Origin of the sequence: Streptomyces sp. NPDC017095, assembly GCF_044332325.1 — a bacterium.
In the GTDB taxonomy this organism is placed as follows: domain Bacteria; phylum Actinomycetota; class Actinomycetes; order Streptomycetales; family Streptomycetaceae; genus Streptomyces.
Genome location: NZ_JBIROU010000007.1, coordinates 167,329 through 181,666, shown reverse-complemented (window position 1 = coordinate 181,666; position 14,338 = coordinate 167,329). Strand labels below are relative to the sequence as shown.

Annotated in this window: 13 protein-coding genes and 2 pseudogenes; 1 reads left to right on the top strand and 14 read right to left on the bottom strand. The window is 71.8% G+C overall.

All coding sequences use genetic code 11. The annotated features are described in order from the left end of the window. Window positions 1-151 precede the first annotated feature (151 nt). Window positions 152-1,114: a pseudouridine synthase gene (locus ACH4OA_RS16075; RefSeq protein WP_397969472.1), complete on the top strand. Its 963-nt coding sequence runs from the start codon at window positions 152-154 to the stop codon at window positions 1,112-1,114. A gap of 46 nt (window positions 1,115-1,160) precedes the next feature. On the opposite strand, the pseudogene ACH4OA_RS16070 reads toward ACH4OA_RS16075, so the two are convergent. The 14 genes and pseudogenes from ACH4OA_RS16070 to ACH4OA_RS16005 all read right to left on the bottom strand — a co-directional run. After that, window positions 1,161-1,367, bottom strand: a pseudogene (locus ACH4OA_RS16070) (cytochrome P450); the annotation flags it as partial. A 43-nt stretch (window positions 1,368-1,410) separates the two neighbouring features. Then, window positions 1,411-2,031: a GTP-binding protein gene (locus ACH4OA_RS16065; RefSeq protein ID WP_397969471.1), complete on the bottom strand. Its 621-nt coding sequence runs from the start codon at window positions 2,029-2,031 to the stop codon at window positions 1,411-1,413. Then, window positions 2,012-2,355: pseudogene (locus ACH4OA_RS16060) on the bottom strand (DUF742 domain-containing protein). Before ACH4OA_RS16060 ends, ACH4OA_RS16065 begins: the two are co-directional and overlap by 20 nt. Before the next feature lie 419 nt (window positions 2,356-2,774). After that, window positions 2,775-5,627: a DEAD/DEAH box helicase gene (locus tag ACH4OA_RS16055; RefSeq protein WP_397969469.1), complete on the bottom strand. Its 2,853-nt coding sequence runs from the start codon at window positions 5,625-5,627 to the stop codon at window positions 2,775-2,777. A gap of 118 nt (window positions 5,628-5,745) precedes the next feature. Further along, window positions 5,746-6,690, bottom strand: a complete 945-nt coding sequence (gene tatC, locus ACH4OA_RS16050) for a twin-arginine translocase subunit TatC (RefSeq protein WP_397937022.1) — start codon at window positions 6,688-6,690, stop codon at window positions 5,746-5,748. 48 nt (window positions 6,691-6,738) lie between these two features. Beyond that, window positions 6,739-7,023 (bottom strand): Sec-independent protein translocase subunit TatA, encoded by a 285-nt coding sequence (gene tatA, locus ACH4OA_RS16045; RefSeq protein ID WP_365872602.1) that lies wholly within the window; start codon window positions 7,021-7,023, stop codon window positions 6,739-6,741. A gap of 248 nt (window positions 7,024-7,271) precedes the next feature. After that, window positions 7,272-7,466, bottom strand: coding sequence for a hypothetical protein (locus ACH4OA_RS16040; protein WP_365872604.1), 195 nt, complete (start codon window positions 7,464-7,466; stop codon window positions 7,272-7,274). A 64-nt stretch (window positions 7,467-7,530) separates the two neighbouring features. Beyond that, window positions 7,531-7,791: a hypothetical protein gene (locus tag ACH4OA_RS16035; RefSeq protein ID WP_397937198.1), complete on the bottom strand. Its 261-nt coding sequence runs from the start codon at window positions 7,789-7,791 to the stop codon at window positions 7,531-7,533. A 108-nt stretch (window positions 7,792-7,899) separates the two neighbouring features. Next, window positions 7,900-8,943, bottom strand: a complete 1,044-nt coding sequence (locus ACH4OA_RS16030) for a WYL domain-containing protein (RefSeq protein WP_365872606.1) — start codon at window positions 8,941-8,943, stop codon at window positions 7,900-7,902. Between the two features lie 13 nt (window positions 8,944-8,956). Beyond that, window positions 8,957-9,910: a WYL domain-containing protein gene (locus ACH4OA_RS16025; protein ID WP_365872608.1), complete on the bottom strand. Its 954-nt coding sequence runs from the start codon at window positions 9,908-9,910 to the stop codon at window positions 8,957-8,959. 167 nt (window positions 9,911-10,077) lie between these two features. Then, window positions 10,078-10,449, bottom strand: a complete 372-nt coding sequence (locus tag ACH4OA_RS16020) for an FKBP-type peptidyl-prolyl cis-trans isomerase (RefSeq protein WP_365872610.1) — start codon at window positions 10,447-10,449, stop codon at window positions 10,078-10,080. Between the two features lie 81 nt (window positions 10,450-10,530). Further along, window positions 10,531-11,535 carry an FKBP-type peptidyl-prolyl cis-trans isomerase gene (locus ACH4OA_RS16015; RefSeq protein ID WP_397969467.1) on the bottom strand — a complete coding sequence of 335 codons (1,005 nt, stop codon included), beginning with the start codon at window positions 11,533-11,535 and terminating at the stop codon, window positions 10,531-10,533. Between the two features lie 145 nt (window positions 11,536-11,680). Further along, window positions 11,681-13,042: a Pup--protein ligase gene (gene pafA, locus ACH4OA_RS16010; protein ID WP_030344102.1), complete on the bottom strand. Its 1,362-nt coding sequence runs from the start codon at window positions 13,040-13,042 to the stop codon at window positions 11,681-11,683. Window positions 13,043-13,051: 9 nt separating this feature from the next. Continuing rightward, window positions 13,052-14,311: an MFS transporter gene (locus ACH4OA_RS16005; protein ID WP_365872614.1), complete on the bottom strand. Its 1,260-nt coding sequence runs from the start codon at window positions 14,309-14,311 to the stop codon at window positions 13,052-13,054. Window positions 14,312-14,338: the final 27 nt, after the last annotated feature.

Sequence of the window (14,338 nt, the reverse complement as noted above, 5' to 3'; positions counted from 1 at the left end):
GCGCGCCGGCCCACCTGTTTTCGACCGTCACCGGGTGACCGCGCCGCCGCCCCGTTGACCGTCACCGGGTGACCGCGCCGCCGCCCCGTTGACCGTCACCGGGTGACCGCGCCGCCGCCCCGTTGACCCCGCCGCCGTACCCTGGACGCCGATGAGACGCCGTACGCCGCTCCCGCCCGCCCCGCTCCCCCAACGCGACGGGGTCGATCCGGTACGGGTCCGGCTGCCCGTCGGCGGCACGTGGGCCACCGTGCGGGAGCATCTGGTGGGGCGGCTCACCGGGGCCGGTCCCGGGATGGTGGAGTCGATGTTCGCCGCGGGCCGGGTGGTCGGCGCCGACGGGCGGGCCCTGCCGCCGGACGCGCCCTACCGGCCGGGCATGTTCGTGTGGTTCCACCGCGAGCCGCCCGCCGAGGTGCCGGTGCCGTTCCCGGTGGAGGTGGTGTACCGGGACGAGCACATCGTGGTGGCCGACAAGCCGCACTTCCTGGCCACCACACCGCGCGGCAGCCATGTCGCCCAGACCGCGCTGGCCCGGCTCCGGCACGAGCTGGGCATCCCGGCGCTGACGGCGGCCCACCGCCTGGACCGGCTCACCGCGGGGCTGGTGCTGTTCACGGTCCGGCCCGAGGAGCGCGGCGCCTACCAGACGCTGTTCCGGGACCGGCGGGTGCACAAGGAGTACGAGGCGGTGGCGCCGTACGATCCCGCGCTCGCCCTGCCCCGGACCGTTCGCAGCCGGATCGTGAAGGAACGCGGGGTGCCGGCCGCGCGGGAGGTGGCGGGCGAGCCGAACGCCGAGACCCACGTCGAGCTGGCCGGGCACCGGGCGGGCCTGGGCCGGTACCGGCTGGTCCCGACGACCGGCCAGACCCACCAGCTCCGGGTGCATCTGAGCGCGCTCGGTGTGCCCATCCTCGGCGACCCGCTGTATCCCGAGGTGACCGCCCCGGTGCCGGCCGGCGACTTCCGGCGACCGCTGCAACTGCTCGCGCGGCGGCTGGAGTTCACCGACCCGGTCACCGGAACGCACCACACCTTCACCAGCGGCCGCCGGCTGCGCGCCTGGACCTCCTACACCGACTGGTCCGCGCCGGACCGCCCCCACAGCTGACCCCGCCCGCGCTCACTCCGCGCGCCACCAGCGCAGCAGCCGGCGCCACAGCCCACACCGGCACGTCGTCGTGGAGCAGGGCGGGCGCCACCGGGCCGTACTGCTCGCGCAGCCGTTCGTACAGGGCGCCGAGGTCTTCGGCGTCGGGGCCGTGGAGCCGGTGCACTCCGCCGGGGCCGAGGCCGTGCGCCGGGCAGCCCGGCGGCGGGGTCAGGGGGTCTGTGCCGGTCAGGGAGGGGGTTTCGGACGTCACGGGGTCGCTCCGGAACGGATGGGTGGGGCCGGTCGGCGGCGGGTCAGGTGAGGGCGCCGGACAGGGCGAGCGAGTGCAGGAAGCGGGTGAGGGTCATCAGCACGTCCCTGCCGGAGGCCCGGCGGCGCGCGTCGCACTCGACGATCGGGATCTCCGGGCCCAGGTCCAGGGCGGTCCGCAGCTCCTCGACCGGGTAGCGGGGCGCGTCCGGGAAGGAGTTGACGGCGACGACGAAGGGCACGCCGCGCTCCTCCAGCCGGCCCATCACATCGAAGCCGGCCTCCAGGCGCCGGGTGTCGACCAGGACGACCGCGCCGAGGGCGCCTGCGAACAGGCCGTTCCACAGGAACCGGAACCGCTCCTGGCCGGGCGTGCCGAACAGGTGGAGCGCGAGTGTGTCGGTGATGCTGATGCGGCCGAAGTCCATGGCCACGGTGGTGGCCGTCTTGATGTCGGAGCCGTAGTCGTCGTCCACGCCGATGCCGGCCTGGGTCGTGGTCTCCTCGGTGGTCAGCGGTCTGATCTCGCTGACGGAGCCGACCAGGGTGGTCTTGCCGACACCGAAGCCGCCCACGATCACGATCTTCGCCGCCGCCTGGGCCGTGTGCGGCAGGTGATCCTCGATGCGCGGTCCGGGAATCGTGTCAGAGCCGTTGAAGTCCATGCATCACCGCTTCGAGGAGTGATCGGTCGAAAGCCGCCTGGCGGACGATCGGCGCGCGCGCCTGCACCAGTTCCGCCGCGATCAGCTCGGTGATCAGGACGGTCTCGCGCTGAACGGGAGTCGGAGGCAGGCCGAGAGCTCGGCCACGGACAGGGGGGCGGCGCAGAGCCGGAGCACCGCCGCCGTCTCCGGCGAGGCGGCCGGCGGGGGCGTGGCACGGGCCACGATCAGCGTCATCAGGTCGAGTTCGGCGCGCGCGCCGTCCGCCGAGCCCGTGATCGCGTAGAGCCGCTCGGGGGCGGCGGCCGCGGCCGCCGCGGCCATCACCGCGGTCGGCGGCAACAGCACCCGCACAGAGGAATGTTCACGGCCGCGGGGAGGCTTCTGCACACTCACCATGGATGCCTTCCGGGACGAATCGGCTGGGTGTCGGGGGAGCTTGCGGGGGGAAGGTTCATGGAACTGGCGGGATCTACCGCATGTTCCGGAACAGACGCGCGAATTACCTCAACTCGGTGCGCCGCGGGCGAACTCAGCCCGACCGGGCCAACCCCGCGTCGCCTTCGGTAAGCACCTGAAATCGGTCCGGCGACCGCACTAGGCTCGATTCTTCTCACACGCTGCGTCGCTGTTCGCACACATTCAGTATCGACGTATGGGCGTGCGAATGTCACTCACCGTAACGAGTGACATAGGAAAACGAGGCCGCACCGGGCAGGTGCGGCCTCGGTTCCCCCGGCGGCTCAGCCCACGGACGAGTAGGCCACCACACCGCGCAGCAGCTGGTCGACGGCCTTGCGCGCACTCTTGGCCACGGTCGAGCCCTCCGCGGGAGCGGCCGCGGAGATCTGCCCGAGCACGTCGATGACCTGCTTGCACCACCGCACGAAGTCGCCGGCCGGCATCTCCGCCTCGCGCAGCACTTCGTCCAGACCCTTGCCGGAGGCCCACATATAGGCGGCCCAGGCGAAGCCGAGGTCGGGTTCGCGCTGGCCCACGCCCTCCGCCTGCCTGATCCGGAACTCCTCCTCCAGGGCGTCCAGCCGGCCCCAGATCCGCACCATCTCGCCCAGCGCCGCCTTGGCCTTGCCGGACGGCAGCTTCGGCGCCATGGCGTCGTCGGCGGCCCGCGCCTCGTACACCAGCGCCGAGACACAGGCCGCCAGTTCGGCCGGGCCGAGTCCTTCCCAGACCCGCTCGCGCAGGCACTCGCTGGCCAGCAGGTCGAGTTCGCCGTAGAGCCGAGCGAGCCGCTTGCCGTGCTCGGTGACCTCGTCACCGCGCAGGTAGTCCAGCTCGGTCAGCAGCGCCACGATCCGGTCGAAGGTGCGCGCGATGGTGTTCGTCCGCCCCTCGATGCGCCGCTCCAGTTGCGAGGTGTCCCGCATCAGCCGGTGGTAGCGCTCGGCCCAGCGGGCGTGGTCCTCCCGGTCGTTGCAGCCGTGGCAGGGATGCGCCCGGATCGCCGTGCGCAGCCGCGCGATCTCCCGGTCGTCGGCGGCCTGCGACCGCTTCTTGCGCGCCCGCTCCGGCGGGATGTGCCCGGCCTTGGTGCGCAGCGCGGAGGCGAGGTCCCGGCGGGACTGCGGCGAGCGCGCGTTGAAGGTCTTGGGGATCCGCATCCGGTCCAGCGGCTCCACCGGCACCGGGAAGTCCATCGACGCCAGCCGCTTGACCTGCCGTTCGGCGGTCAGCACCAGCGGGCGCGGCCCGTCGTACTGGTCGAAGCCGCGGTGGCCGTTGGAGCGGCCCGCGGGCAGCCCCGGGTCCAGGACCAGCGCGAGCCCCGCGTACTTGCCCGTGGGCACGTGGATGACGTCGCCCGGCTTGAGCTTCTCCAGGGAGACGGCGGCCTCGGCCCGGCGCTGGCTGGCGCCCTGCCGGGCCAGTTCGGTCTCCCGGTCCGTCAGCTCCCGGCGCAGCCGCGCGTACTCCTCGAAGTCACCGAGGTGGCAGGTCATGGAGGCCTTGTAGCCGGCCAGGCCCTCCTCGTTGCGCTGCACCTGGCGGGAGATCCCGACGACCGACTTGTCGGCCTGGAACTGCGCGAAGGAGGTCTCCAGCAGCTCGCGCGAGCGGTGCCGGCCGAACTGCTCGACCAGGTTGACCGCCATGTTGTACGACGGCTTGAAGCTGGAGCGCAGCGGGTAGGTGCGGGTGCCCGCGAGACCGGCCAGGTGCTCGGGGCTCATGCCCCGCTGCCACAGCACCACGGCATGGCCCTCGACGTCGATGCCCCGGCGGCCGGCGCGGCCCGTCAGCTGGGTGTACTCGCCGGGCGTGATGTCGGCGTGCTGCTCGCCGTTCCACTTGACCAGCTTCTCCAGCACCACCGAGCGGGCGGGCATGTTGATGCCGAGCGCCAGGGTCTCGGTGGCGAAGACGGCCTTGACCAGACCGCGTACGAACAGCTCCTCGACGACCTCCTTGAAGGTCGGCAGCATGCCCGCGTGGTGGGCGGCGATGCCCCGCTCCAGGCCCTCCAGCCATTCGTAGTAGCCGAGGACGTGCAGGTCCTCCGAGGGGATGGCGGCGGTGCGCTCCTCGACCAGGGCGCGGACCTGCTCGCGCGCCTCCTCGTCGTTGAGCCGGAGGCCCGCGTACAGGCACTGCTGGACGGCGGCCTCGCAGGCGGCGCGGCTGAAGATGAAGGTGATGGCCGGGAGCAGGCCCTCGGAGTCCAGCCGCTCGATGACCTCGGGGCGGCCCGGCGTCCAGATGCGCGAGCGCTGTCTGCGCTCCCGCTCCCGGTCGGCCTCGCGCATCGCCCGGCCGCGCCTGCGGTCCTGGTACGACGGCCGGCTGGCCTCCATACGGGCCAGCCGGGCCAGATCGGGGTTGACGGCCTTCTTGTGGCCCTCGCCCTCCTCGAACAGGTCGTACATCCGGCGCCCGGCGAGCACGTGCTGGAACAGCGGCACGGGCCGGTGCTCGGAGACGATCACCTCGGTGTCGCCGCGGACCGTGTCCAGCCAGTCACCGAACTCCTCGGCGTTGGACACGGTCGCGGAGAGCGAGACCAGGGTCACCGACTCGGGGAGGTGGATGATCACTTCCTCCCAGACGGCGCCGCGGAAGCGGTCGGAGAGGTAGTGCACCTCGTCCATGACCACGTAGCCGAGGCCGAGGAGGGTCTGCGAACCGGCGTAGAGCATGTTCCGCAGCACCTCGGTGGTCATCACGACCACCGGGGCGTCGGAGTTCACGCTGTTGTCGCCGGTGAGCAGGCCCACCTTCGCGGCGCCGTAGCGCCGGCACAGGTCGGCGTACTTCTGGTTCGACAGCGCCTTGATGGGCGTCGTGTAGAAGCACTTCCTGCCCTCCGCGAGGGCGAGGTGGACGGCGAACTCGCCCACGATCGTCTTGCCCGAGCCGGTGGGGGCGGCCACCAGCACGCCCTTCCCCGCCTCGAGTGCCTGGCAGGCCTCGATCTGGAAGGGGTCGAGGCCGAAGTCGTACATCTCGCGGAAGGAAGCGAGCGCGGTGGCCTGCTCGGCGGCCCGCCTGCGGGCTGCCGCATACCGCTCGGCCGGTGAGAGATCCTCTGTCATCGTACTTTCGAGCGTACCGGGCCGCGCTGACAACAGGACGATCATTATCCCGACGGCCGGCCCGGCGGCAGCGCGATGCCCCCGTTCCCTGCAGGGAACGGGGGCATCGCGCGCGGCGGCTCGGCGAGGGCCGGATCAGCCCCGGCCGGTCACGACGGGCCGGTCACGTCACGTCGTCGTAGCCGTTGACCCGCTCGGTGCTCGCCTGCTCGGGGAGCGCGCGGCTGGCCGGGACCGGCTCCACCTCGCCGATGTCCTCGGGGGTGAGATCCAGCTCGCTGGCCTCGTCGTCGCCGGGGCCTTCGGCCTCGCGGCGGGCCCGGCGCCGGTCGTTGAGCAGGGCGATGGCCACGGCCACGAAGTAGAGCGCCCAGATCGGCGCCGCCAGCGCCAGCATCGTCATCGGGTCGGGGCTGGGTGTGGCGACGGCCGCGAAGACGGTGATGCCGATGACCATGCCGCGCCACCAGCCCAGCATGCGCCGCCCGGACAGCACACCGGTGAGATTGAGCATGACCAGCAGCAACGGCATCTCGAAGGCGAGGCCGAAGACGACGATCATGCGGGTGACCAGGTCCAGCAGATCGTCCAGCGGCAGCAGGTTCTCGGCGCCGTCGGGCGTGAGGCCGATCATGACCTTGGCCGTGGTGGGCAGCACGTGGAACGCCAGGTAGCCGCCGCCGAGGAAGAGCGGGAAGCCGAAGCCGACGAAGGCGTAGGCGTACTTCTTCTCGTTGCGGTGCAGGCCGGGTGCGACGAACGCCCACAGCTGGTAGAGCCAGACCGGCGCCGCGAGCACGACACCGGTCATCAGGGCCACCTTCAGGGCCAGGGTGAACGGCGCCAGCAGGCCGCTGACGGTGATGTGCGCGCAGTGGGCGCTCTCCGTCTTGGCCAGTTCCCCGAAGGACTGGCCGCAGCCGATCTCGTCGAGCATCGGCCGGGTGATGACATCGATGATGTCGCGGTAGAAGAAGGCCGCGATGATCGTGACGGCGAGGATCGCCAGGACACCCTTCGCGAGCCGGTTGCGCAGCTCACGCAAGTGATCCGCGAGCGGCATCCGCCCCTCGGGATCTCTCTCCTTTTTGCGGGCGGACTTGAGCAACCCACATCCTCATCTCGTGCAGCGGACCGGATACCCCCGGTCCTCGCGTCAGCGCTGGGTCGTGTCCGTCGGCTCGTTGACCGGGCGGGAGCTGGTCACGTCACCGGGGGCGGCCTGGATCGTACGCTGAGCGGGTGCGGGCTCCTCGGCGGAGGGGGCGGGGTCGGCGGGCTGCTTGCCCTCCTCCTTCATCGCCTTCGCCTCGCTCTTCAGGATCCGGGCGGACTTGCCGAGCGAGCGCGCCATGTCCGGCAGCTTCTTGGAACCGAACACGAGGAGGATCACCACAACGAGGATCAGCAGGTGCCACGGCTCAAGTCCGTTGCGGAACATAAATCTTCACCTTCTCATCGAGGCGGGCATGTCCGACAGGCCGGACAGGTGTCCGAAGTCATGCTGGCTGCGATCGTAACGCCTGGGGGTGAACGCGGGACAATCCCCTGGCGTACTCCTGCTCTGCGGACCGTGCCTCGTTATCCGGGCCGCGACCAGCAGCGTACCTGGCCGCCTGGGGCGGGTGACAGAGCGAAGTGACGCAAACCGCTGATATCACCGGACACCGGGACACCGCCCGGGACGGCTCACAGGGTGTCGACGGCGCGGGCCGCGCTCACGGCCGCCCGCTCCAGGTCCTCGGCGGCCCGGTCGATGCGGCGCGCGGAGTCCGCCACCTGCTGTCCGAGGCGCCGGGCCTCCAGGAACACCCGGACGGCGAGCACCCCCAGGACGGCGAGACCCACGAAACCCATGGCTACCGCGAACATCGGCCAGAACATGACGACGAGACTAGACGGTCCGCCGGCGTCCGCCGAAATCCAGCCCGGCCCGGGGGCCGGGGGGCTACACCGTGGAGTGCAGCCGCAGGGTCCGCACGCCGCCGCCGGTGAGCAGTTCCACGATCCGTTCGCCGGCCGGCTTGCGGACCGCGGCGCCGCAGTCGGGGCAGGTGAAGGAGTAGAACGTCGTCCGGCTGCTGGCGCCGATGGCGAGGCGCAGCGCGCCGGCGGCGAGTTCGAAGCGGCCCCGGCAGTCCGGGCAGCCGGCCCGGAACACCACGGGGGCCACTCTCCTCATCCCCGCGAAGGCGGTGGCCGCCGTCATCTCACCCGCGCCCGGCTCCGGAGACTCGCTCACAGCCCTCGCTCCTCTTCCTCTGGTCGCAGCAGGTCGTCCGCCGCCCGGGCGGCACGGCACCGGCGCCGGCCGGCCTCACGCGGACCCCTCACCCCGGTCGCCCGGGACTGCGGGCACCGCGCCGGCCGGGGCGTCGGGGCCCTCGCCGTACGCCGCGAGGGCCGCGCGGGCCGCGCGGCGGGCGCTGTCGGCCAGCTCGGGCGGCGAGACGATCCGGCCGTCGCCGCCGAGCCGCAGCGCCAGCCGGCGCAGCGAAGTCGGGTCGGGCGTGCGCAGCGTGATGCGCAGCCCGCCGTCGGCAAGCTCCTCGGCGCTGTCGTGCGGGTAGTACTCGGCGACCCAGCGGCCGCCGGGGCCGACCTCGACCACGACCTCCGGGTCCTCCGCGGCCGGCTGCACCAGGGCCTCGGAGAGGTCGCGCAGTTCCAGCTCGGGCGGTGCGGAGGGCGCGTCGAGGACCTTGATCTCGGCGACCCGGTCGAGCCGGAAGGTGCGCCGGGCCTCGGAGCGGCGGCACCACGCCTCCACATAGGTGTGGCCCACGCTGACCAGGCGGATGGGGTCGATCTCGCGCTCGGTGACCTCGTCGCGGGCCGGGGAGTAGTACCGGATCCACAGCCGGCGGCGCTCGGAGATGGCCCGGTCGACGTCGGCGAAGACACCGCCCTCGGACTCGAAGGTCACCGACAGCCGGGCGCTGGCGCCGGCGGCCTCGCCGGCCGCGGTCTCCACCTTGGCGGTGGCCCGCAGCAGGGCCTGGCGGTCGCTCTCCCGCAGGCCGGGCAGCGTGGCCACCGCGCGGGCGGCGACCAGCAGGGCGGTGGCCTCGTCGGCGGCGAGCCGCAGCGGTTCGGCCGCCTCCTCGCCGAGCGCGGCCGGGTTGTGCCACCAGATGCGCTCGCCGTCGGTGTCGATGTCGAGCAGGTCGCCGCCGCGGAAGCTGGTGCCGCACATGGGCAGCAGATCGAGGTCGGCGACGAGTTCGTCCTCGCTGATGCCGAAGGCGCGCGCGACGTCGGCGATCCGGGCGCCGGGGCGCTCGCGGAGATAGGTCACCAGGGAGAGCATCCGCCGGGTCTGGTCGATCGCGTTGACGGTCCTGGCCGGTTTGCCTGCCACAGTCCGCTCCCCCTCAGCCTTTGGCCACGGCGCGCAGCCGGTCCACCACGTCGGCCCGCAGCTCGGCCGGTTCCACGACCACGACGTCCGGTCCGAACTCCACCAGCCAGGCGTCCAGGCCGTGCCCGTACGGGATCTCCAACTCGTCCCAGCCGTCGCCGAGTTCCCGGACCTTGGCGGCCTTCGCCCGAAGGGGGTAACCGGAGCCGGACCGCAGCCGGATCAGCGCCGAGCGGTCGGCGATCTCTCCGGCCCAGCCCGCGACGGTCTCGCGCACGGTGACGACATCGGGCACGGGCGCGGTGAAGCCGGTGCCCCGGGAGCGGACCTTGCCGGTGATCCGGGACAGCCGGAAGACGCGTTCGGCACCCCGGTCGCGGTCGAAGCCGGCCAGGTACCAGTGGCCGCGCCAGCACTCCAGCGCCCACGGCTCGACGTGCCGGGGCTCGGGGCGGGCGGCGTTGGCCTTGCGGTAGTCGAAGAGGACCGGGCGGCGGTCGCGGCAGGCCAGCATCAGCGGTTCGAAGGCGGCCTCGTGCACCGGGATGCGCGGCTCCAGGGCGCCGTGCGCCTCGTACGGGTCGACGTCCTCGGGCAGGCCGGCGGCGCGCAGCTTCTGCAGGGCGCCGCTGGCGGCCCCGGCCAGCCTGGCCTGCTGCCAGACCTTGGCGGCGAGGCCGAGGGCGGCGGCCTCCTCGGCGTCCAGGGTGATGGGGGGCAGCCGGTTGCTGTCACGGCGGGCGAGGTAGCCGATCTCGCCGTCGAGGTTCTCCACGGTCGCGATGACCAGGCCCAGCTCGCGCAGGTCGTCCTTGTCCCGCTCGAACATGCGGTTGAAGGAGTCGTCGGAGCCCGCTTCCAGGTAGGCCTCGATGGACTCGCGCAGCTCGCGCTTGCTGAGCGGCCGGCGTGCGCCGAGCAGACACAGCGCGAGGTTCATCAGCCGCTCGGCCTTGGCAATGGCCATCGACGCCCTTCGCCTTCCCTATGGTGCTTCCGACCGATGACCGTACCGCTCCGCGGGCCGGTGGCAAAAGCCGAGGGCCCATGCCCGCACGGGCATGGGCCCCGGATGACCGGGTCCGGCCGGACCCGGCGGGTGGCCGGGTGCGGCCGGACCGCGGCTCGGGCGGATCAGACGCCGAGGAGGTCCACCACGAAGATGAGGGTCTCGCCGGGCTTGATCGCCGGGGTCGGGCTCTGGTCGCCGTAGGCGAGGTGGGCGGGGATGGTCAGCCGGCGGCGGCCGCCGACCTTCATGCCCTGCACGCCCCGGTCCCAGCCCTGGATGACCCGGCCCTCGCCCAGAGGGAAGCGGAACGGGGTGCCGCGGTTCCAGCTGGCGTCGAACTCCTCGCCGGTGCTGAAGGCGACGCCCACGTAGTGGACGGTGACCGTCTGGCCCGCCTGCGCGACCGGTCCGTCGCCCTCCCAGATGTCCTTGATCTCAAGGTCCGCCGGGGGGTTGCCCTCGGGGAAGTCGATCTCGGGCTTCTCGATGCTCACGTCAAAAGCTCCTGCTTGTGTACGACACGAATCGCGGACAGTCTTTCATCTCCACGGCGCTCGCACCCGCCGGGTGCGGGACTACATCGCCGCGAGGATGTCCACCGTGAACACCAGCGTGGAGCCCTTCTTGACGGCGCCGCCGCTCGGCGGGCGGTCGCCGTAGCCCAGCTCCGGCGGGATGACGAGCAGGACCCTGCTGCCCACCTTCTTGCCGGTCAGGCCCTGGGCGAGGCCCTTGACGGCCTGCTGCATCTGCTCCAGCGAGAACTGGCTGAGCCGGCCGGAGCCGTAGGTGCGCTGGAAGGTCTTGCCGCCGTCCCAGACGAGGCCCTGGAACTGGCACAGGATGGTCTGGTCGGACTTCAGCTCGGGGCCGTCACCCTCCAGGACGTACTGCGCAACCAGCTTCTTCGGCGGGTCCGTCTTGGGCACGGTGACCTCGGGCACCTCGCCGTCGGTGTTGGTGCCGACCGTCGGCAGGGCCGCGTCGGTCTGCGGGACCTTGGTGCCCTTGGCGGAGCTCTTGGAATTGTAGGACTCGATGAGGTCGATGACGAAGACCAGGGTGTCGGTGCCCTTGATGCCCGCCTGCGGGTTGCCGCCCTTGCCGTACCCCCAGGTGGGCGGGACGGCGATCTCGATGCGGCTGCCGGTCTTCTTGCCCTGGAGGGCGTAGCGCCAGCCGTCGATGATGCTGCCCTGGGCGAGCTGCATGACCAGCGGGCGCCCGCGGTCGAAGGAGTTGTCGAAGACCTTGCCGGTGTCCCAGATCTGGCCGAGGTAGTCGGCCCGGATGAAGTCGTTCTCCGCGACCGTCCGGCCGCCGCCCGCGATCAGCGTCTTGACGGCGAGGTTCTTCGACGGATCGCCCTGCCCCTTGGCGACGGTCGGTTTCTGGCCGGACTTCGTGCCCGCCGTGACCGCCGGCAGCGGTCCGTCCACGATCTTGGGCGGGGGCGGGGAGGACGCCGAGGCCGACGACGAGGCGCCGGAGGTGCTGGCGTCGGACGAGTCGTCACCGCATCCGGCGAGCGTGACCAGTCCTGCGGGTACGGCGGCGAGGAGGAGTGAGCGTCGGCGCACGGGAAAAGCCTCGTAATCGGTCGGTCCTGCGGGTGGCGTGCGCGTAACTCTACGACCTGATACGGGCGCCGTACGGAAAACGTACGGCGCCCGTGTGGCGTTCCGGTTCTGCCGGTGACCGGGCTCGCGAGCCGCCCGGTTCCGGTCACATTCCGGCGATCAGCTTCTCCACCCGGTCGTCCACCGAACGGAACGGGTCCTTGCACAGGACCGTGCGCTGGGCCTGGTCGTTGAGCTTGAGGTGCACCCAGTCGACCGTGAAGTCCCGGCGCTGTTCCTGGGCCCGCCGGATGAAGTCGCCGCGCAGCCGGGCCCGAGTGGTCTGCGGCGGGACCGACTTGCCCTCGAAGATCTTCAAGTCGTTGCAGATCCGGGCGGCTTGGCCCTTCTTCTCCAGCAGGTAGTACAGCCCACGGCGGCGGTGGATGTCGTGGTAGGCGAGGTCTATCTGGGCGACCCGCGGGTGCGACATCGTCATGTTGTGCTTGGCCCGGTACCGCTCGATGAGCTTGTACTTCATGACCCAGTCGATCTCGGTCTCGATGCGGTCCAGTTCCTCGTTCTCGATCGCTTCGAGCGTACGGCCCCACAGCTCCAGGACCTGCGCGACCGTGCCGGTGCGGATGCCCCGGCGGTCGCAGAAGTCCACTGCCTTGTCGAAGTACTCGCGCTGCACCTCCAGCGCGGAGGCTTCCCGGCCGCTGGCCAGGCGCACCTTGCGCCGGCCGGTGATGTCGTGGCTGACCTCGCGGATCGCCCGGATCGGGTTCTCCAGGGTGAGGTCGCGCATCACGGTGCCGGCCTCGATCATGCGCAGCACCAGGTCGGTGGCGCCGACCTTGAGCAGCATCGTCGTCTCGGACATGTTCGAGTCGCCGACGATGACGTGCAGCCGGCGGTAGCGCTCGGCGTCCGCGTGGGGTTCGTCGCGGGTGTTGATGATGGGCCGGGAGCGGGTCGTCGCCGAGGAGACGCCCTCCCAGATGTGCTCCGCGCGCTGGCTGACGCAGTAGACGGCGCCGCGCGGGGTCTGCAGTACCTTGCCGGCGCCGCACAGCAGCTGCCGGGTGACCAGGAAGGGGATGAGGATGTCCGCGAGCCGGGAGAACTCCCCGTGCCGCGCCACCAGGTAGTTCTCGTGGCAGCCGTAGGAGTTGCCCGCCGAGTCGGTGTTGTTCTTGAAGAGGTAGACGTCGCCCGCGATTCCCTCCTCGTGCAGGCGTCGTTCCGCGTCCACCAGGAGTCCTTCGAGAATGCGCTCGCCGGCCTTGTCGTGGGTGACCAGTTCGGTCACGTTGTCACATTCGGGGGTCGCGTATTCCGGATGTGAGCCCACGTCGAGATAGAGCCGGGCGCCGTTTCGCAGAAAGACGTTGCTGCTGCGGCCCCATGACACGACACGGCGGAAGAGGTACCGCGCCACCTCGTCAGGAGACAGGCGGCGCTGTCCCCTGAACGTGCACGTGACGCCGTACTCGTTCTCCAGCCCGAAAATGCGGCGGTCCATGAGGGAACATTACGCCCGATCCCCCGAGCTGAAACGGGGTTCGACGGCACGATTTGGATCATTTTCCGATGAAGCCGCAACGACCCCGCCGTGCGCGGGAGCTGCGAGGACCCCTCCGGTGGCCAGCAGGACCAGCAACGACACGGCCCCGGCCACGCTCGGCAGGGCGAAGCCCCACAGCGTGCCGCCGGTCTGGACCACCGGTCCGGCCAGGCCCGTTCCGACCGAGGCGCCCACGGTGAACGTGGTCACGAGCCAGGAGAACGCCTCGGTGACCGTGCCCCTCGGCGCGTGCCGGTCCACGATGATGAAGGCGCACGCGATGCAGGGCGCCAGGAAGACCCCGGAGACCACGCTGAGCAGCACCATGGGGACCGTGCCCGGCATCAGCGTGAGCGGCAGGTAGCACACCGCCAGCAGGGCCACGAGGACCCTCAGCCGCCGCTCGGGCGCACCGGCCCACCGGCGGGCGCCGTAGACGGAGCCGCCGGCCAGGGCGCCCAGGCCGAGGCCGGCCATCAGCCAGCCGTAGACCGCGTCGCCGCCGTGGGCGTCGGCGTACGACACCGCGGCGACCGTGATGGAGCCCAGCGCGATGCCGACGAACAGGAAGGCGGCGAGCAGGACGAGCAGGCCGGGCGAGCGCAGGGCGCCCAGCCAGTGGGCCTCGCGGGGAGCCGAGCGCCAGGCGCGCGAGGGCGGCGAGAGGACCACGGAGAGGGCGCCGAGCACGCCCAGGACGTTCAGCACGAGCAGGGCGGCGCGCTCGTCCCACAGGGTGACGCAGAGGGTCACCAGCAGCGGGCCGGCGGTGAACATGACCTCCTGCGCGATGGCGTCCATGGCGTACGCGGTGTGCACCTGCTCCTCGCGGCGCAGCACGGAGGGCCACAGCGCGCGCAGGCCGCCCTCCAGGGGCGGGGTGAACAGGCCGGCCGCCGCGACCGCCGCGTAGGCGAGCGGCAGCGGGTCGGTGCCGCGGAACGCGAAGAGGGTCATGGCGAGGGCGGCGAGGACCGCGGCGGGCAGCTGGACGCGCGGCTGCCCGTACAGGTCGACTAGCCGGCCCAGGACCGGCTGGCCGATGGCGTTGGCGACGCCGTACACGGCCGCGAGCGCGCCGGCGAGGCTGTACGTGCCGCCCTCGGCGCGGACGAAGAGCACCAGGGCGATGGCCGCGGTCGCGTTCGGCAGCCGGCCCACCAGGGTGCCGGTGAGCAGCCGTAGCGCATGCCTCGCCTTCAGGATCTCCAGGTATCCCGTGGCCATGCCCAGCCTCCAAGTTTTACGTATAAC